This window comes from Xanthobacter lutulentifluminis, from assembly GCF_043194675.2.
Classification (GTDB): Bacteria; Pseudomonadota; Alphaproteobacteria; order Rhizobiales; family Xanthobacteraceae; genus Xanthobacter.
Map to the genome: position 1 here is coordinate 418612 of NZ_CM195525.1, position 17124 is coordinate 435735.

Annotated in this window: 17 protein-coding genes; 12 read left to right on the forward strand and 5 right to left on the reverse strand. The window is 69.5% G+C overall.

The genetic code is table 11. The annotated features are described in order from the left end of the window. Positions 1 to 69: 69 nt before the first annotated feature. The 8 genes from purU (at position 70) to V5F49_RS01920 (ending at position 7572) form a co-directional block, all read left to right on the forward strand. A complete protein-coding gene (gene purU / locus V5F49_RS01885) occupies positions 70 to 939 on the forward strand; it encodes a formyltetrahydrofolate deformylase (protein WP_394114866.1) in 870 nt (289 codons plus the stop codon). Between the two features lie 85 nt (positions 940 to 1024). Continuing rightward, positions 1025 to 1237 (forward strand): hypothetical protein, encoded by a 213-nt coding sequence (locus V5F49_RS01890; protein WP_394114865.1) that lies wholly within the window; start codon positions 1025 to 1027, stop codon positions 1235 to 1237. Between the two features lie 285 nt (positions 1238 to 1522). Further along, the gene (atzF, locus tag V5F49_RS01895) at positions 1523 to 3313 is read left to right on the forward strand and encodes an allophanate hydrolase (RefSeq protein ID WP_394114864.1); all 1791 of its coding nucleotides are present in this window, start codon (positions 1523 to 1525) and stop codon (positions 3311 to 3313) included. Positions 3314 to 3392: 79 nt separating this feature from the next. Next, positions 3393 to 3773: a hypothetical protein gene (locus V5F49_RS01900; protein WP_394114863.1), complete on the forward strand. Its 381-nt coding sequence runs from the start codon at positions 3393 to 3395 to the stop codon at positions 3771 to 3773. Further along, on the forward strand, positions 3770 to 4510 hold the full coding sequence (locus V5F49_RS01905; RefSeq protein ID WP_394114862.1) for a metal ABC transporter ATP-binding protein: 741 nt from the start codon (positions 3770 to 3772) through the stop codon (positions 4508 to 4510). The genes V5F49_RS01900 and V5F49_RS01905 overlap by 4 nt, the downstream gene beginning before the upstream one ends. Positions 4511 to 4569: 59 nt before the next feature. Next, complete coding sequence (locus V5F49_RS01910; protein WP_394114861.1) at positions 4570 to 5442, forward strand: metal ABC transporter permease; 873 nt, start codon at positions 4570 to 4572, stop codon at positions 5440 to 5442. A 14-nt stretch (positions 5443 to 5456) separates the two neighbouring features. Next, positions 5457 to 6407, forward strand: coding sequence for a metal ABC transporter substrate-binding protein (locus tag V5F49_RS01915; protein ID WP_394114860.1), 951 nt, complete (start codon positions 5457 to 5459; stop codon positions 6405 to 6407). 79 nt (positions 6408 to 6486) lie between these two features. Then, a complete protein-coding gene (locus V5F49_RS01920) occupies positions 6487 to 7572 on the forward strand; it encodes a CobW family GTP-binding protein (protein WP_394114859.1) in 1086 nt (361 codons plus the stop codon). Between the two features lie 95 nt (positions 7573 to 7667). On the opposite strand, the gene V5F49_RS01925 is transcribed toward V5F49_RS01920, so the two are convergent. Beyond that, complete coding sequence (locus V5F49_RS01925; protein ID WP_394114858.1) at positions 7668 to 8237, reverse strand: TetR/AcrR family transcriptional regulator; 570 nt, start codon at positions 8235 to 8237, stop codon at positions 7668 to 7670. A gap of 193 nt (positions 8238 to 8430) precedes the next feature. Between V5F49_RS01925 and V5F49_RS01930 the strand changes: the two genes are divergently transcribed. Together V5F49_RS01930 and V5F49_RS01935 are read left to right on the forward strand one after the other, a co-directional pair. Beyond that, positions 8431 to 9636, forward strand: a complete 1206-nt coding sequence (locus V5F49_RS01930) for an acyl-CoA dehydrogenase (RefSeq protein ID WP_394114857.1) — start codon at positions 8431 to 8433, stop codon at positions 9634 to 9636. A gap of 215 nt (positions 9637 to 9851) precedes the next feature. Beyond that, a complete protein-coding gene (locus V5F49_RS01935; protein WP_394114856.1) occupies positions 9852 to 11045 on the forward strand; it encodes a CaiB/BaiF CoA transferase family protein in 1194 nt (397 codons plus the stop codon). 146 nt (positions 11046 to 11191) lie between these two features. Here the strand turns inward: V5F49_RS01935 and V5F49_RS01940 are convergent, their stop codons facing one another. The 4 genes from V5F49_RS01940 to cysS are packed head-to-tail and all read right to left on the reverse strand — an operon-like array spanning position 11192 to position 15301. Further along, a complete protein-coding gene (locus V5F49_RS01940) occupies positions 11192 to 11761 on the reverse strand; it encodes a DoxX family membrane protein (RefSeq protein WP_509210732.1) in 570 nt (189 codons plus the stop codon). A 56-nt stretch (positions 11762 to 11817) separates the two neighbouring features. Next, the gene (gene cimA, locus V5F49_RS01945) at positions 11818 to 13425 is read right to left on the reverse strand and encodes a citramalate synthase (protein WP_394114854.1); all 1608 of its coding nucleotides are present in this window, start codon (positions 13423 to 13425) and stop codon (positions 11818 to 11820) included. A 2-nt stretch (positions 13426 to 13427) separates the two neighbouring features. Next, positions 13428 to 13916 carry a GNAT family N-acetyltransferase gene (locus tag V5F49_RS01950; protein ID WP_394114853.1) on the reverse strand — a complete coding sequence of 163 codons (489 nt, stop codon included), beginning with the start codon at positions 13914 to 13916 and terminating at the stop codon, positions 13428 to 13430. Further along, positions 13913 to 15301, reverse strand: coding sequence for a cysteine--tRNA ligase (gene cysS / locus V5F49_RS01955; RefSeq protein WP_394114852.1), 1389 nt, complete (start codon positions 15299 to 15301; stop codon positions 13913 to 13915). The genes V5F49_RS01950 and cysS overlap by 4 nt, the downstream gene beginning before the upstream one ends. A 489-nt stretch (positions 15302 to 15790) precedes the next feature. Here cysS and V5F49_RS01960 point away from each other — a divergent pair, with 489 nt between their 5' ends. Both V5F49_RS01960 and V5F49_RS01965 read left to right on the forward strand, forming a co-directional pair. Then, on the forward strand, positions 15791 to 16105 hold the full coding sequence (locus V5F49_RS01960; protein WP_394114851.1) for a hypothetical protein: 315 nt from the start codon (positions 15791 to 15793) through the stop codon (positions 16103 to 16105). Positions 16106 to 16309: 204 nt separating this feature from the next. Next, the gene (locus tag V5F49_RS01965; RefSeq protein ID WP_394114850.1) at positions 16310 to 17020 is read left to right on the forward strand and encodes a carbonic anhydrase; all 711 of its coding nucleotides are present in this window, start codon (positions 16310 to 16312) and stop codon (positions 17018 to 17020) included. Positions 17021 to 17124: the final 104 nt, after the last annotated feature.

Here is a 17124-nt window from a genome sequence, read left to right on the forward strand (position 1 = left end):
TCCCGTCCTGCCGAACCCATCCTGTCATCGCGCCGCCACCTGCGGGCGCCACCCCGAGAGACGCATCACATGACGACGCCGACCGAGCATTTCATCCTCACCCTCTCCAGCCCGAACCGGCCGGGCATCGTGGCGAAGGTATCCACCTTCCTGTTCGAGAAGGGCTGCAACATCCTCGAGGCGCAGCAGTTCGACGACACGGAGGCCAACCGCTTCTTCATGCGGGTGGTGTTCAACGTGGTGCAGGGCACGGCCTCCCTCGCCGAGATCCGCGAGGGCTTCGGCGCCGTCGCCGCGCCGTTCAACCTCACCTGGACCCTGCGCCCGAAGGACGAGAAGCGCCGGGTGCTGCTGCTCGCCTCCAAGTTCGACCACTGCCTCGCCGACCTGCTCTATCGCTGGCGCATCGGCGAGATCGCCATGGACATCACCGGCATCATCTCCAACCACCCGCGCGAGACCTATGCCCACCTCGACCTCGACGGCATCCCCTTCCACCACCTGCCGGTGACCAAGGAGACCAAGCAGCAGCAGGAGGCGCAGATCTTCGAGATCTTCAAGTCCACCGGCTCGGAGCTGGCGGTGCTGGCGCGCTACATGCAGGTGCTGTCCGATGACCTGTCCGCCAAGCTCGCGGGCAAGTGCATCAACATCCACCATTCGTTCCTGCCCGGCTTCAAGGGCGCCAAGCCCTACCACCAGGCGCATGCGCGCGGCGTGAAGCTGATCGGCGCCAGCTCGCACTATGTCACCTCCGACCTCGACGAGGGGCCGATCATCGAGCAGGACGTGGAGCGCATCTCGCATCAGGATTCGCCCGATGATCTGGTGCGCAAGGGCCGCGACATCGAGCGCCGGGTGCTCGCCCGCGCCATCTCCTGGCACCTGCAGGACCGGGTGCTGCTGAACGGCTCGCGCACGGTGGTGTTCCGCGACTGACACGCAGGCAGATGGCCGCGCCGGGAAACCCCGGCGTGGTCCACGGCGTTGGGAGGGCAGTCCCCAACCTTCAGGGAGCCCTCCCATGACCCGCAACGGTGTCCTCATCGCCGCCGGGTTCGTTCTGGTGCTGGCGCTGTTCGCCGCCAACACTTTCTCGAACCGCGGCGGTCCCGAGCCCTCGGAAAGCGCGCCGGAGAACATCACCCGGCCGAACGGCAACCCGCCGCCGCCGGTGACCGCGCCGCAGATGCCGCCGGGCCGCACCATCGCCCCCGAGAACGGGGATCGCGGCTAGCATCCCGCCGATCCCCATGCTTCCGGTCCCCGGCGATGGCGCCGACGCGGTGTGCCGTCGCCCCCGCCGGCCCGTCGCTCCGGCGCGCGCGAGGCAGATCCTGCCCATTTTCCCGGCACTCCGCGCCCGCGAGCGCGCCACAGCCCCGGTGTTTCGCGCATCGCGAACAGGATTTAATGAATATAATTATCTGTATAATATACATTTTTCGAAAATTGCATACAGATGGCGCGTTTCCTGCTAGTCCCGTGATACCGCGTCGTGCGGCCGAGAACGGGTTTCATCATGCAGACTGTCGCCAGCCTTCTTTCCGCCCACAGGTCCGGCAGCCGCACCGTGTCCGATACGGTGCGCGCCGTGTATGCCCGCATCGCCCTGCATGACGACCCGGCCCTGTTCATCACGCTGCGCCCCGAGGCCGACGTGCTGGCGGAGGCGGCGGCGCTGGAGGCGAAGGGTGACAGCGCGCTGCCGCTCTACGGCATCCCGGTGGCTGTGAAGGACAATATCGACGTCGCGGGCCTCCCCACCACCGCCGCCTGCCCTGCCTTCGCCTATACGCCCGAGCGCGACGCCACGGCCGTCGCCCGGCTGAAGGCGGCGGGCGCGCTCATCATCGGCAAGACCAATCTCGACCAGTTCGCCACCGGCCTCGTGGGCGTGCGCTCGCCCTATGGCATCCCGCGCAATGCCTTCAATCCGGCGCTGGTGCCGGGCGGCTCGTCCTCCGGCTCGGCGACGTCGGTGGGCGCCGGCATCGTGCCGGTTTCCCTCGGCACAGATACCGCGGGCTCCGGCCGCGTGCCGGCCATGCTGAACAACATCGTCGGCCTGAAGCCCTCGCTCGGCCTCGTGCCCAACACCGGCCTCGTGCCCGCCTGCAAGACGCTGGACTGCATCTCCGTGTTCGCCCTCACGGTGGACGACGCCATGGCGGTGCTGGATGTCATCTCCGGCTTCGACCCCGAGGATGCCTATTCCCGCGACCTGCCGGTGGGACCGCTCACCGCGCCGGCGCCCGCCCCCGTCATCGGCGTGCTGCCGGAGAGCCAGCGCGAGTTCTTCGGTGATGCCCACGCCGCCGCCGCCTATGCGGATGCGCTGGCGCGCTTCGCGGCCATGGGGGCGCGGCTGGAGGAGATCGACTTCTCCCCCTTCGCCGAGACCGCGCGCCTGCTCTATGAGGGTCCCTGGGTGGCCGAGCGCTGGATCGTGGCGGAAAAGCTGCTCTCCACCGATCCCGAGGCGGTGCACCCGGTCACCCGCGCCATCACCGAGCCGGGCGGCACGGCCACCGCTGCCGACGCGTTCCGCGCCATGTACAAGCTCAAGGAGCTGCGGGCGAAGGTGGCGCCGGTGCTGGCACGCATCGACGCGCTGCTGCTGCCCACCGCGCCCTCCGCCTACACGGTGGACGAGGTGCTGGCCGACCCCATCCGCCTCAACTCCCGCAATGGCACCTACACCAATTTCGTCAACCTGATGGACCTGTGCGGCATCGCCGTGCCGGCGGCCATCGCGCCCAACGGCGTGCCCTATGGCGTCACCCTGCTCGCTCCCGCCGGGCGGGACGCGGAGATGGCGGCGCTGGGCCGCGCCTTCATCGCCACCGGCGACCTGCCGCTCGGCGCCGGCCATGCGCCCGCACCGGCGCTGCCGCTGCTCGCGCCCGCGCCACAGGCCGGCCGGCTCGATGTGTGCGTGTTCGGCGCCCATCTCTCCGGCATGGCGCTGAACGGCGATCTCAAGGCCATGGGCGGACGCTTCGTGAAGGCCGCGCGCACCGCGCCGGCCTATCGCATGAAGCTCCTGCCCGGCGACGTGGCCCGCCCCGGCGTGGTGCGGGTGGCCGCGGAGGGCGCGGCGCTTGCGGGCGAGGTCTGGTCCCTGCCGTTCGAGGGCGTGGGCAAGCTGCTCGCCACCATCCCGGCGCCGCTGGGCCTGGGGCAGGTGGAGCTGGAGGACGGCAGCCGCGTCACCGGCTTCCTCGCCGAGGCGGCGGCGCTGGAAGGCGCCCGCGACATCACCGCCCACGGCGGCTTCCGCGCCTTCATGGAGATGCCGGCCACCGCATGACACGACTGCGCGAGGGGCGCTGGACAGGCATGCTGATACACTGTATCAACGCTGCCGACAGATCATCCGGACCGCCGACATGCCCCTCTCCGCCGCCACCGACGAGACCCGCGCCGACGCCCAGCGGGCCGGCGCGCGCGTCGTGGCGATGCCGGGCGCGGCGGCGCAAGATCCTGCCGCCCACCCGCATGAAGCGCACCCCCATGAAGCGCACCCCCTTGCCGCGCACGCGGCCGCGCACGATCACGCCTCCCCCGGTCACGCCTCCCCCGATCACGCCTCCCCTGGTCACGCCCATGAGGCGCACGGGCACCTTCACCCCGCCGCGGCGGCGCGGCCCGCCGTCCGCCTCGGTCCCTCGGTGCTGCGGCTTTCGCTCGGCGGCCGGCTGGTGATCGCAGGCGTGCTCATCGCCGCGCTCTGGACGATCGTGCTGCTGGTGACGGGAAGCCAAGTGTGAGCGCGCAGATCTCCTTCCGCAACCTCACCCTCGGGTATGAGCGCCACCCCGCCGTGCACCATCTCTCCGGCGATGTGGAGGAAGGCACGCTCCTCGCCGTGTGCGGCGCCAATGGCGCCGGCAAGTCCACCCTGCTGAAGGGCATCAGCGGCGCGCTGCGCCCGCTCGGCGGGGCCATCGACCGGCACGGCCTCTCCCCGCGCGACATCGCCTATCTGCCGCAGGGCGCGGAGATCGACCGCAGCTTCCCGGTCAATGTCTATGACATGGTGGCCATGGGCCTGTGGCGCCGCGCCGGCCTGTTCGGCGGCATCGGCCGGGCCGATCGCGGCCGCATCGAGGACGCCATCGCCGCCGTGGGGCTGGAGGGCTTCGAGGCCCGGCCCATCGGCACGCTCTCCGGCGGGCAGATGCAGCGCACCCTGTTCGCGCGGCTGCTGCTGCAGGATGCCCGCGTGATCCTGCTGGATGAGCCGTTCACCGCGCTCGACGCCCGCACCGTCTCCGATCTCGTGGCGCTGGTGCGCCGCTGGCACGGGGAGCGGCGCACCGTGATCGCCGTGCTGCACGATTTCGACCTGGTGCGCGCCACCTTCCCGGAAACGCTGCTGCTGGCGCGCAGCGCCATCGCCTGGGGCCCCACCGCCGACGCGCTGGGCCCCGACAATCTGCTGCGCGCCCGCCGCATGGCCGAAGCCTGGCGCAACGGCGCCGCCCCCTGCACCGACGCGGCCTGAGCCGCCGCATTCCGCCCGCGTGACCCGCGGCTGCGGAGACTGCGCCCGAAGAGACGGCAATGAGCCCTTACGAGCTTCTCATCGCTCCGTTCGCGGAGTTCGAGTTCATGCAGCGGGCGCTGGCCGGCGTGTTCGCCCTCGCGCTCGGCGCCGGGCCGCTCGGCGCCTTCCTGATGCTGCGGCGCATGTCGCTCACCGGCGACGCCATGGCCCATGCCATCCTGCCGGGCGCCGCCATCGGCTTCCTGTTCGCCGGCCTCAACCTGTTCGCCATGACGGCGGGCGGGCTTGCCGCCGGCCTGCTGGTGGCAGTGGGCGCCGGCGTGGTGGCGCGCGCCACCGGCATGAAGGAGGACGCATCCCTCGCCGCCTTCTACCTCATCTCGCTGGCGCTGGGCGTGCTCATCGTCTCCCTGCGCGGCTCCAACGTGGACCTGCTGCACGTGCTGTTCGGCACCGTGCTGGGCATTGACGACGCGACGCTGTTTCTCATCGCCGGCATCAGCACCGTGACGCTGGTCACCCTCGCCGTCATCTGGCGGCCGCTGGTGCTGGAATGCGTGGACCCGACCTTCCTCGCCTCGGTGAGCCGGGCGGGCGGGGTGAGCCACATCGCCTTCGTGTCGCTGGTGGTGATGAACCTCGTGGGCGGGTTCCATGCCCTCGGCACGCTGCTCGCGGTGGGCCTCATGATGCTGCCGGCGGCCACCGCGCGCTTCTTCGTGCGCGACCTCACGGCGCTGGTGGCGCTCGCCACCGCCATCGCCTTCGCGGCCGGCACCGTCGGGCTGCTGGTCTCCTACCACCTCGGCACGCCGTCCGGGCCTTCCATCATCCTGATGGCCGGCCTCGCCTATGCCCTCGCCGTCATCCTCGGCCCGGTCGGCGGGCTCATCACCCGCGTCACCCCGCGCCGCCATCTGGAAGCCTGAAGAGGAAATCGCAGATGATCTCCCGCCGCCTCGTTCTCTCCCTGCCGCTGGCCGCCGCGCTGGCGTCCGCCATCGGCGGCCCCGCCCGCGCCCAGGACGCCGCCCCCGCGCAGAAGCTGCCGGTGGTCGCCTCCTTCTCCATCCTCGGAGATTTCGTGAAGGAGGTTGGCGGCGCGCGCATCGCGCTCACCACCATCGTCGGCCCCAACGGCGATGCCCACGTCTACCAGCCGACCCCGGCCGACGCGAAGGCGATGGCGGCGGCCAAGGTGGTGTTCGTCAACGGCCTCGGCTTCGAGGGCTGGCTCGACCGGCTGGTGAAGGCCTCCGGCACCAAGGCCACCATCGTCGTGGCCACCACGGGCATCACCCCGCGCACCGGCTTCGAGGATCATGACGATGCGCCGGCGGGCAAGAAGGACAAGCACGGCCACGGCGACATCGATCCCCACGCCTGGCAGTCCATCGCCAACGCCAAGGTCTATGTGGCCAACGTGCGCGATGGCCTGATCGCCGCCGACCCCGCCGGCCGCGACACCTATACCGCCAACGCCGCCGCCTACCTCGCCAGGCTCGACACCCTGGAGGGCGAGGTGAAGTCGGCGCTCGCCCGCATTCCCGAGGCGCAGCGGCGCATCATCACCTCCCACGACGCCTTCGGCTATTTCGGCGAAGCCTACGGGCTGGTGCTGATCGCGCCGGAGGGCGTCTCCACCGAGAGCGAGGCCTCCGCCAAGGACGTGGCGCGCATCATCCGCCAGATCAAGGCGCAGAAGATCCCGGCGGTGTTCGTGGAGAACATCACCGACCCGCGCCTCACCCAGCGCATCGCCAGGGAAAGCGGCGCCAAGGTGGGCGGCGAGCTCTATTCCGATGCCCTCTCCGATGACAAAGGCCCGGCGAGCACCTACATCGACATGATGCGCTCGAACGTCCGCGAGCTGTCCTCCGCGCTCGCGAGCTGACAGCGCCCGAAGCTTCCGCGGCGGCGATCCTCCGGCCCACGGCCGGGCAGTCGCCGCCGACCCACATCAGGTGAGACCCATGGCTGAAACCGAAGCGGCGAAGATCCCCGTCACCGTGCTGACCGGCTATCTCGGCGCCGGCAAGACGACGCTCCTCAACCGCATCCTCTCCGAGCCACACGGCAAGAAGTTCGCCGTCATCGTCAACGAGTTCGGCGAGATCGGCATCGACAACGACCTCGTGGTGGGCGCCGACGAGGAAGTGTTCGAGATGAACAACGGCTGCATCTGCTGCACCGTGCGCGGCGACCTCATCCGCATCATCGACGGGCTGCTGCGCCGCAAGGACGGCTTCGACGGCATCATCGTCGAGACCACCGGCCTCGCCGATCCGGCCCCGGTGGCGCAGACCTTCTTCGTGGACGAGGAGGTGCAGGCCAAGACCCGGCTCGACGCGGTGGTGACGGTGGCCGATGCCAAGTGGCTCTCCGACCGGCTCAAGGACGCGCCCGAGGCGAAGAACCAGGTGGCGTTCGCCGACGTCATCCTCGTCAACAAGACCGATCTCGTCACCCCCGGCGAGTTGGCCGAGGTGGAGGCCCGCATCCGCGGCATCAACCCCTATGCCAAGCTCTACCGCACGCAGAAGTCGCAGATCGAGATCGACAAGGTGCTGAACCAGGGCGCGTTCGACCTCGACCGCATCCTGGAGATCGAGCCCGCCTTCCTGGAGGAGGACGAGCACCACCACCATGATCACGATCATGGGCACGAGCACGGCCCCGACTGCGGCTGCGGCCACGATCATGACCATGGCCACCACCATGACCACGGCCACCACCATCACGGCCTGAAGGCGGTCCACGACGAGGAGATGCAGTCGGTCTCCTTCTCCACCGACAAGCCGCTGAATCCGGACCGCTTCTTCCCCTGGGTCCAGAACCTGGTGCAGCTGGAGGGGCCGAACATCCTGCGCTCCAAGGGCATCCTCTCGTTCAAGGACGACCCGGACCGCTTCGTGTTCCAGGGCGTGCACATGATCCTCGACGGCGATCACCAGCGCCCGTGGAAGGACGACGAGAAGCGCCTGAGCCGCATCGTCTTCATCGGCCGCAAGCTCGACGCCAAGGGGCTGGAGGAAGGCTTCCTCGGCTGCATCGCCTGAGCGATCCGGCGACCCCGCGCCCGCAAGCCCTGCGCAAAAGGAAAGGCCCGCGACACCGTCGCGGGCCTTGTTCTTTCCAGGACCTGCCAGACACATCAGGGCAGCAGCCCCCGCACCAGCAGGTCGTGATATTCCTCCGCCACCTCCTCGGCGGACTTGCCGCCGCCGGGCCGGAACCAGCGCACCATCCAGCTCAACAGCGAGAGTACCGCGCGGCCGGTCATGGCGGCGCTCACCGCCCGGAACGAGCCGTCTGCCACCCCGTCGGCGAGGATGCGCCGCAGCAGGCCCTCATGAGCGTCGCGCAGCGCGAGCGCGTCGTCCTTCAGCTCGCTGTTGGCCATGCCGGAATAGCCGACCAGCATGGTGACGAAGCAGTCGTAATTGTCGGCGAGGAAGCGGGCGTGGGCGACCATGAACTGCCGCAGCCGCGTCGCCGGCGGATCGGTGTCCACCACCGCGGCGCGGGCCGAGTCGTACAGCCCGGTCAGCGTGTAGATGATGATGGCGTCGTAGATTTCCTGCTTCGACGAGAAATAGTTGTAGATCGCGCCCTTGGAGTAGTTCATGGCGCGCGCCAGCTCGTTCAGCGAGCTTTCCACATAGCCCTTCTGCGCGAACAGCTGCGCCGCCTGGCGCAGAATTTCCGCGCGCGGATCATCCATCAGCGGCGGGCGGCCGGGGCGGGCCGAGGGCGGCCGTCGGCTCCGCGCGGGAGCGGCCGGACGGCGCGGCTTGGTCTTTTCGTCTTCCAGCGTTCCTCTCCCTTGACCGGGGCGCGATAATTATATACCGACTGGTCGGAATGTAAACGTAGCCCGTCGCCATTCGGCGGGCTCGCAACCGGGAGACGCGCCGATGGCCGCAGCCAAGTCCCTTACCTCGAAGGCCGCTTTCGACTGGACCGACCCGTTCGACCTGAACGGCCAGCTTACCGAGGAAGAGCGCCTGGTGCGCGACACCGCGCGCGACTATGCGCAGGAGAAGCTGCTGCCGCGCGTCACCTCCGCCTATCTCGACGAGCGCTTCGACCGCGAGATCATGAGCGAGATGGGTGAGCTCGGCCTGCTCGGCCCCACCATCCCCGAGGAATACGGCGGCGCGGGCCTCGGCTACGTCTCCTACGGCCTTGCCGCGCGTGAGGTGGAGCGGGTGGATTCGGGCTACCGCTCGGCCATGAGCGTGCAGTCCTCCCTCGTCATGCACCCCATCTATGCCTACGGCACCGAGGAGCAGCGCAAGAAGTACCTGCCCAAGCTCGCCACCGGCGAGTGGGTCGGCTGCTTCGGCCTGACCGAGCCCGACGCCGGCTCCGATCCGGCCGGCATGCGCACCCGCGCCGAGAAGATCGACGGCGGCTACCGCCTCACCGGCGCGAAGATGTGGATCACCAACTCGCCCATCTCCGACCTCGCGGTGGTGTGGGCGAAGTCCGCCGCCCATGACAATGCCATCAAGGGCTTCGTCGTAGAGCGCGGCATGAAGGGCTTCGCCACCCCCAAGATCGAGGGCAAGCTTTCGCTGCGCGCCTCCATCACCGGCGAGGTGGTGCTCGACGGCGTGGAGATCCCGGAAGAGAACCTGCTGCCGAACGCCGCCGGGCTCGCCGGCCCGTTCGGCTGCCTCAACCGCGCGCGCTACGGCATCGGCTGGGGCGCCATGGGCGCGGCCGAGGCCTGCCTTGCCGCCGCCCGCCAGTACACGCTGGACCGCAAGCAGTTCGGCAAGCCGCTCGCGGCCACCCAGCTGGTGCAGAAGAAGCTGGCCGACATGGCCACCGAGATCGCCCTCGGCCTGCACCTCGCCCTGCGCGCCGGCCGGCTGTTCGACGACGGCCAGCTGCCGGTGGAGGCCATCTCCTTCCTGAAGCGCAACAATTGCGGCAAGGCCCTCGACATCGCCCGCGTCGCCCGCGACATGCATGGCGGCAACGGCATCTCGGCCGAGTTCCACGTGATCCGTCACGCGGCCAACCTCGAGACCGTGAACACCTACGAGGGCACCCACGACATCCACGCCCTCATCATCGGCCGCGCCCTCACCGGCATCCAGGCGTTCTTCTGAGCGCCCGGCCAGCCTGATGCGCCTCTCCCTTCGAAGTCGGCCGCTGCCGACTTCGATCTCGCAATTCCATACCCGGCGAAAGCCGGATATGGGCGGGGAGAGGGTCAGGGCGGGGAGACTGGCTCCATGGCGGCCCAACGCGGCACCATGCGACTTCCCGCCCCCTTCCCCTCTCCCTGCCGGGAGGGGGGCTTTCTTCATCCGGGAGATTGTCCATGTCTGCTCCCCGCTCCGGCCCCTCTCCCCTGGCCGGCCTGCGTGTCCTCGAGCTCGCCCGCATCCTCGCCGGGCCGTGGTGCGGGCAGATGCTCGCCGATCTCGGCGCCGAGGTCATCAAGGTCGAGCGGCCGGGCGCCGGTGACGATACCCGCAGCTGGGGCCCGCCCTTCCTGACCGGCGCCGACGGGGCGGATCTCGGCGCCGCCTATTTCCATGCCACCAACCGCGGCAAGCGCTCGGTCGCCATCGATTTCGAGACCGCCGAGGGGCAGGCCGCCATCCGCGCGCTCGCCCGGCAGAGCGACGTGCTGATCGAGAATTTCAAGTGCGGCGGCCTCAAGAAGTACGGCCTCGACTATGAGAGCCTGAAGGCCGAGAACCCGCGCCTCGTCTATTGCTCCGTCACCGGCTTCGGCCAGGACGGGCCCTATGCGCCGCGCGCCGGCTACGATTTCCTGGTGCAGGGCATGGGCGGCATCATGGACCTCACCGGCGCGCCGGACGGCGAGCCGCAGAAGGTGGGCGTCGCCTTCGCCGACATCTTCACCGGCCTCTACGCCACCATCGGCATCCTCGCCGCCCTGCGCCGGCGCGAGGAGACCGGAACCGGCGGGCATGTGGACATGGCGCTGCTCGACACGCAGGTGGGCGTGCTCGCCAACCAGGCCATGAACTATCTGGCCTCGGGCAAGGCGCCCAAGCGCATGGGCAATGCCCATCCCAACATCGTGCCGTATCAGGTCTTCCCCTGCGCCGACGGCTATTTCATCGCGGCCGTGGGCAATGACGGCCAGTTCACCCGCTTCTGCGCCGTGCTCGGCGCGCCGGAGCTGGCGCAGGCCGAGGGCCATCGCACCAATCCCGAGCGCGTCGCCAACCGCGCCGAGCTGGTGCCGCAGCTCTCGGCGCTGACCGCCACCTTCAAGCGCGACGACCTGCTCGCCCTGCTGGAGAAGCAGGGCGTGCCGGCCGGGCCCATCAACACGGTGGCGCAGGTGTTCGAGGATCCGCAGGTCAAGGCGCGCGGGCTGCGCGTGGACCTGAAGGAGGCCGGCGGCGGCACGGTGCCGGCGGTGGCGAGCCCCATCGTGCTCGACGGCGAGCGCCAGGTGGCGAAAAGCGCCAGCCCCCGCCTCGGCGCGGATACGGAAGCGGTGCTGGCGGCGCTCAAGGCGCTCGCGAAGGACTGAGCCGGCCGGCAAATCGATCACCGGCGCATCGAGCGAAACGAGAAGGGGCGGGAGTGCGGCACCGACCGCATCCCGCCCCTTCTCGTCATTTCGTCCGCCCTCGGGGATGGGACACGCAGGCCCATCCCTTCATGTGGTGCCAGCCCTCACGCGGTGGCGGGCTTCGCCCTCCGCAGCGGCCAGGCAAACAGGCCGAAGAAGCCGGGGTTGGCGTTCCAGGCATGCAGCGCAACCGCGAGCGACGCCACGCCCCAGAACACCAGATACTCGATGCCATGCTGCGCCCAGAACCAGCCCAGTCCATGCACCATGGCGGTGGCATAGGCCGCAACCGCCATCAGCCCGGCCGAGACGATCCCAAGATACTTCGGAAACAGCCCGAGGGTCAGGCCCACGGCGCACGTGAGCTCCATCACGACGGACAGGGCCACGAAGAACTCCGGCGGATGGAACCCCGCCTTTGTGAAAAAGACCACGGAACCCGAGAACCCGACGATCTTCGATATGGAATGAGGAAAGTAGAACAGCCCACATGCGAGCCTTATGACCACCATTGGATCCGTAAGGTCAAATCTTCCAGATGAAGTTGACATGGTAAATGCCCCTGTCGCGAGAATTGTATTGACCAGAACGATCAATACTTGAGCGCGATCGTGCGCCTTTCGCGGCAACGAACATTGACGTGGAGCAAGGGATACCTCTGCAAACGCCGGCATTTTCCCAAAGCGGCGCTTGCAGCATTGCACACTGTGTCGACGGGAGGGCGGCCGGCTCAGGCCGTCGCGCCTTCCTTCAGCAGCTTCCAGGTGATGGAATCGATCAGCGCCTCGAACGAGGCGTCGATGATGTTCGGCGACACGCCCACCGTGGTCCAGCGCTCGCCCTTCTCGTCCGCGCTCTCGATGAGCACGCGGGTCACCGCCTCGGTGCCGCCGTTCAGGACGCGCACGCGATAGTCGGTGAGGTGCAGCCCGGAGATGAAGGGCTGGTACTTGCCGAGGTCCTTGCGCAGCGCCACGTCCAGGGCGTTCACCGGGCCGTTGCCCTCGGCGGCGGAGATCAGCACCTCCTCCCCCACCTTCACCTTCACGATGGCCTCGGCCACCGTGCTCATCTCCCCGCGCGCGTTGAAGCGGCGTTCCACGTTCACGCTGAAGCGCTCCACGTCGAAGAAATCCGGCACCGAGCCGAGGATGCGCCGGGCCAGCAGCGCGAAGGAGGCATCCGCCGCCTCATAGGCATAGCCCAGCGCCTCGCGGGTCTTCACCTCGTCCAGGAGCCGGTTGACGCGCGGGTCGGCCTTGTCCACCGGCACGCCAAGCCGCTCCAGTTCCGCCAGCACGTTGGACTTGCCGGCCTGGTCCGACACCAGCAGCTTGCGCCGGTTGCCCACCGCCTCCGGCGGCACGTGCTCGTAGGTGGCCGGGTCCTTCAGGATGGCCGAGGCGTGGATGCCGGCCTTGGTGGCGAACGCGCTCTCGCCCACATAAGGCGCGTGGCGGTCCGGGGCGCGGTTCAGCATCTCGTCCAGCGTGCGCGAAACGTTGGCGATGTCGGCCAGCGCATCGCGCGAGACTCCGATGTCGAAGCGCTCGGCATAGTCCTTCTTCAGCAGCAGCGTCGGGATGATGGAGCACATGTTGGCATTGCCGCAGCGCTCGCCGAGGCCGTTCAGCGTGCCCTGGATCTGCCGCGCGCCGGCCCGCACGGCGGCCAGCGAGTTGGCCACCGCCTGCTCGGTGTCGTTGTGGGCGTGGATGCCCACGTGATCCCCCGGCACCACCTTCACCACCTCGGCGACGATGGCCTCCACCTCGTGCGGGAGGGTGCCGCCGTTGGTGTCGCACAGCACCACCCAGCGGGCGCCGGCCTCATAGGCCGCGCGGGCGCAGGCGAGGGCGAAGTCGCGGTCTTCCTTGAAGCCGTCGAAGAAGTGCTCGCAATCCACCAGCGCCTCGCGCCCGGCCGCGACGGCGGCGGCGACGCTCTCGCGGATGGAGGCGAGGTTCTCCTCCTTCGTGGTCTCCAGCGCCACCCGCACCTGATAGGCGGAGGACTTGGCGACGAAGCAGATGGCATCGGCCTTCGCCTCCAGCAGCGCGGCGACGCCCGGATCGTTGGAGACCGAGCGGCCGGGCCGCTTGGTCATGCCGAAGGCGGTGACACGGGCGCGGGCGTCGTGCTCCTGGGCGAACAGCTGGGTGTCGGTCGGATTGGCGCCGGGATAGCCCGCCTCCACATAGTCCACACCCAGTTGGTCGAGCAGCGAGAGCACCCGCAGCTTGTCGGCGACGGTGAAGTCCACCCCGTTGGTCTGCGCCCCGTCGCGCAGGGTGGTGTCGAACAGGTAGAGGCGCTCGCGGGTCGCGGTTTCGGCCATCGTCATTTCCCGTCCCCGAGCTGCTTTTCCATGGCGGTGTTGGCGAGCCAGGTATCGCCGCGGGGCACCATGTTGCGGCGCTGGGGCACGTAGCCGCGCTTCTGGAAGAAGCCGAGCGCGGTGTCGCTCGCATCCACGCTCAGCACGCGGGTGCCGCGCCCCTTCGCCAGGGTCTCGAGCGCGTCGGCGAGGGCCCGCGCGACGCCGGTGCCGGCGGCCTGTGGCGCCACGTAGAGAAGATCGACGTGGGCATTGTCCTTGAGCGCGGCGAAGCCCACCGGGACGCCATCGCGCAGCGCCACCAGCGTGAGCAGGGAACCGAGACGGGCGGCGAAAGCCTCCTCGTCGGCGGCCGCGGCGCTCCAGGCCTCCTGCTGCTCCTCGTCGTAATCCTCGCCGGTCAATTCCGCGATGGAGGCCCGGAACAGGGCGGCGAGCGCGGGTGCGTCGGCGGGCAAATAGGGGCGCAGGGAGAGGCGGGCGGCGCTCATCGCGACACCTCCCAGCTGGTTGTCCCGTCCTTGTTGTCCATCAGCACCACGCCCTGGGCCGCCAGCTCCTCGCGGATCTGGTCGGCGCGCCTGAAGTCCTTGGCCTTGCGCGCGGCGAGACGCTCGGCGATGAGGCCGGCGATCACCTGCTCGTCGAGGGCGATGGCCTGCTTCTGCCGCGCGCGCCACCCGCTTTCGGTATCGCCGAGCAGGCCGAGCAGGTTGGCCGCGCCCTTGAAGCGGCGGCGCAAAGCGGAGGACGTCTCCTCATGCTCCGCCACCTCGGCGAGGTGGTGCAGGTGGGAGATGACGGAGGGGGTGTTCAGGTCGTCGGCGAGGCGGTCGGCGATCTCGGTCTCGAACGGGTTCGCCTCGCCGGTCTCCGCCTCCACCTCGCCGATCACGCGATACCACTTGTCCAAAGTCTTGGCGGCGAAGCCGAGGCCCTGGCGGGTCCAGTTGATGGGCTGGCGGTAGTGGGTGGAGAGCATGGCGAGGCGCAGCACCTCGCCGGGCCACTCGTCCAGAAGCTCGCGGATGGTGACGAAGTTGCCGAGCGACTTCGACATCTTCTCCCCTTCCAGCATCAGGAAGCCGTTGTGCATCCACATCTGCGCCATCACGCCGGTATGGAAGGCGCAGCGCGACTGGGCGATCTCGTTCTCATGGTGCGGGAACACGAGGTCGATGCCGCCGCCGTGGATGTCGAAGGTCTCGCCCAGGTGGCGCCACGACATGGCGGAGCACTCGATGTGCCAGCCCGGGCGCCCGGGGGTGGCGATGCCGCACGGCGAGGGCCAGCCGGGCACGCCGGCATCGCTCGGCTTCCACAGCACGAAGTCCATGGGATCGCGCTTGTAGGGGGCGACGTCCACCCGCGCGCCGGCCACCATCTCGTCCAAGGGGCGGCGGGAGAGGCGGCCGTAGTCCGGCATGGACGGCACGTGAAACAGCACGTGCTCCTCCGCCACATAGGCATGGCCAGAGGCGACCAGCCCCTCGATGAGGGTGCGCATCTCGGCGATATGCTCGGTGGCGCGGGGCTCGACGCTGGGTGGCAGGCAGCCCAGCGCCGCGGTATCCTCGCGGAACCAGCGGTAGGTTTCTTCCGTCAGGTCGCGGATGGAGATGGAGCGCTCGGCGGCGCGGGCGTTGATCTTGTCGTCCACGTCCGTGATGTTGCGGACATATTTCACGTGGTCGGCGCCGTAGAGGCGGCGCAGCAGGCGGAACAGCACGTCGAAGACGATGACCGGGCGCGCGTTGCCGATGTGGGCGTGGTCATAGACCGTCGGCCCGCACACATACATGCGCACGCGGGCGGGATCGAGCGGACGCAGCAGGTCCTTCGAGCGGGTCAGCGTATTGTAGAGCCTGAGCTCCATGGATCGTTCCCCCGAATGGCGCAGCACAATGCGCCAAGCCGGTCCACCGGCCGGGGCGTCCAGATCCTTGTCTTAGAAGAGCAGCAAAGGACGGCCGCGGCCAGCTTTTCGGCTAACCGCAAATAATCGCCGCAATGGCGCAGATGGTGACGAGACCGCCGTTCATGGCGCGGGACAATGGTTCGCGCGGGGGCGGGCGTCAAGGATTTTCGCGCGCGCCGGGGCGGCGGAAGGCCGGCTCCGGCCCCTGAGCGCGGAACTGGGCGAGGGTCGGGGTACCGATCGTGCCGCGGGCCGCGCAGCCGCTCCGCAAAACGTTATGCAGCTCCGCTTGACCATGCGGCCGCCCCGCGTCTATCCGAACCGCGGCTGCGCCGGCGGGGGCCGTGGCGAAACCGTCGTCCCCGCCCGCCCCTCGCCTCCGGACCGGCTCTCCGCCGCCCCGCGCGAACAGGCGCCGCGCCATGTCAGAGAGGCTCGTCCTTCTTCATGCCATCTTCCAGAACGCTGGCGATCGCGACCCTCGCGCTCGCCCTCTCGGCCGCCGCCGCCCGCGCGGAGAGCCGCATCTTCATCATCGAGAATTCGGACGGCTCCGGCGTGGACGCCTGCCTCGCCTCCGGCGCGCCCTGCGGCCGGCAGGCCGCCGACGCCTGGTGCCGTTCCCACGATTACGAGCACGCCATCGACTTCGGCCGCGTCGCCCAGCCGGGCAGCGGGTTCACCCCCGCGAGCGCCGCCCCGGCGCCCGCCTGCACCGGGCCGCTCTGCCCGGAGACCGTCACCATCACCTGCTCGCGCTAGGGCGAGAACCTCCCTGTCCCGGCAAGCATCGCGGGGGGCCGCGGCCCCGCGATCTTCCGCGAAGTTGTGAACGGTTCCGCTCGGGCTTCCGCTTCCGAAATCGGCTATGTTCCGCTGCGTCTCGCCTTGACGCGCACCTGCGCGCAGGCGGGGCCAATCGGCGGCCGAGACACCGCCCAACGATTTGCCGGGAGAGGAACGCCCATGTGCGAGAAGTGCCCAACACAGCCGATCGGACGCCGCGGCCTGCTTGCTGCAGGACTGGCACTCGCCGCAGCGCCGCTGGTCGCAGCAGCGCCCGCCTTCGCGCAGGCCAGCGCGCCCGAGCCGGTCTCGCCCGAGGATGCCCTGAAGCGGCTCATCGACGGCAACGCCCGCTACGTGGCCGGAACGCCGCAGAACGCCGACTATTCCGCCGACCGCCTCAAGCGGTCTCAGGGACAACGGCCGTTCGCCGCCATCGTCGCCTGCTCGGATTCGCGCGTGGTGCCGGAGCTGGTGTTCGACCAGGGGCCGGGCGAGCTCTTCGTCGTGCGCGTCGCCGGCAATTTCATCAATGAGGACGGGCTGGCGAGCCTGGAATTCGGCGCCGCCGTCCTCGGCGTCAAGCTGATCGTGGTGCTCGGGCACACCGCCTGCGGCGCGGTGGATGCCACCATCACATCCATCCGGGACAAGACCCTCCCGCCGGGGCATCTGCCGAGCCTCGTCAATGCCCTGCGGCCCGCCGTCTACGATGCCATGCGCACCAACCCGGCCAACCTCCTCGCCGCCGCCACCGAGCAGAACGCCAGGCTGAACGCGACGCTGGCGCAGACGGCCGGCCCGATCCTGTCGGCCCACGCCGCTGCCGGAACGCTCAAGTCGATGGCCGGAATCTACGACATCGCCACCGGCAAGGTGGGCTTCCTCTAGGCGGCACGAACTTCTTCCCGGGGCGGCACGCGCAGGCGCTCCGCCCCGGCGCGTGCGCCAGCCTGGACCGGCAGGCATTCACCGGCCAGCGGGATTCAATCCGG

Bases quoted from the DNA above. Each gene is read 5' to 3' on its own strand.
- V5F49_RS01940 (WP_509210732.1), bottom strand. From the start codon at position 11,761: ATGCCGGCGTTTGCAGAGGTATCCCTTGCTCCACGTCAATGTTCGTTG.
- purU (WP_394114866.1), top strand. From the start codon at position 70: ATGACGACGCCGACCGAGCATTTCATCCTCACCCTCTCCAGCCCGAAC.
- V5F49_RS01915 (WP_394114860.1), top strand. From the start codon at position 5,457: ATGATCTCCCGCCGCCTCGTTCTCTCCCTGCCGCTGGCCGCCGCGCTG.
- V5F49_RS01960 (WP_394114851.1), top strand. From the start codon at position 15,791: ATGCCATCTTCCAGAACGCTGGCGATCGCGACCCTCGCGCTCGCCCTC.
- V5F49_RS01920 (WP_394114859.1), top strand. From the start codon at position 6,487: ATGGCTGAAACCGAAGCGGCGAAGATCCCCGTCACCGTGCTGACCGGC.
- cimA (WP_394114854.1), bottom strand. From the start codon at position 13,425: ATGGCCGAAACCGCGACCCGCGAGCGCCTCTACCTGTTCGACACCACC.
- V5F49_RS01965 (WP_394114850.1), top strand. From the start codon at position 16,310: ATGTGCGAGAAGTGCCCAACACAGCCGATCGGACGCCGCGGCCTGCTT.
- V5F49_RS01950 (WP_394114853.1), bottom strand. From the start codon at position 13,916: ATGAGCGCCGCCCGCCTCTCCCTGCGCCCCTATTTGCCCGCCGACGCA.
- V5F49_RS01890 (WP_394114865.1), top strand. From the start codon at position 1,025: ATGACCCGCAACGGTGTCCTCATCGCCGCCGGGTTCGTTCTGGTGCTG.
- V5F49_RS01910 (WP_394114861.1), top strand. From the start codon at position 4,570: ATGAGCCCTTACGAGCTTCTCATCGCTCCGTTCGCGGAGTTCGAGTTC.
- V5F49_RS01925 (WP_394114858.1), bottom strand. From the start codon at position 8,237: ATGGATGATCCGCGCGCGGAAATTCTGCGCCAGGCGGCGCAGCTGTTC.
- V5F49_RS01900 (WP_394114863.1), top strand. From the start codon at position 3,393: ATGCCCCTCTCCGCCGCCACCGACGAGACCCGCGCCGACGCCCAGCGG.
- atzF (WP_394114864.1), top strand. From the start codon at position 1,523: ATGCAGACTGTCGCCAGCCTTCTTTCCGCCCACAGGTCCGGCAGCCGC.
- cysS (WP_394114852.1), bottom strand. From the start codon at position 15,301: ATGGAGCTCAGGCTCTACAATACGCTGACCCGCTCGAAGGACCTGCTG.
- V5F49_RS01935 (WP_394114856.1), top strand. From the start codon at position 9,852: ATGTCTGCTCCCCGCTCCGGCCCCTCTCCCCTGGCCGGCCTGCGTGTC.
- V5F49_RS01930 (WP_394114857.1), top strand. From the start codon at position 8,431: ATGGCCGCAGCCAAGTCCCTTACCTCGAAGGCCGCTTTCGACTGGACC.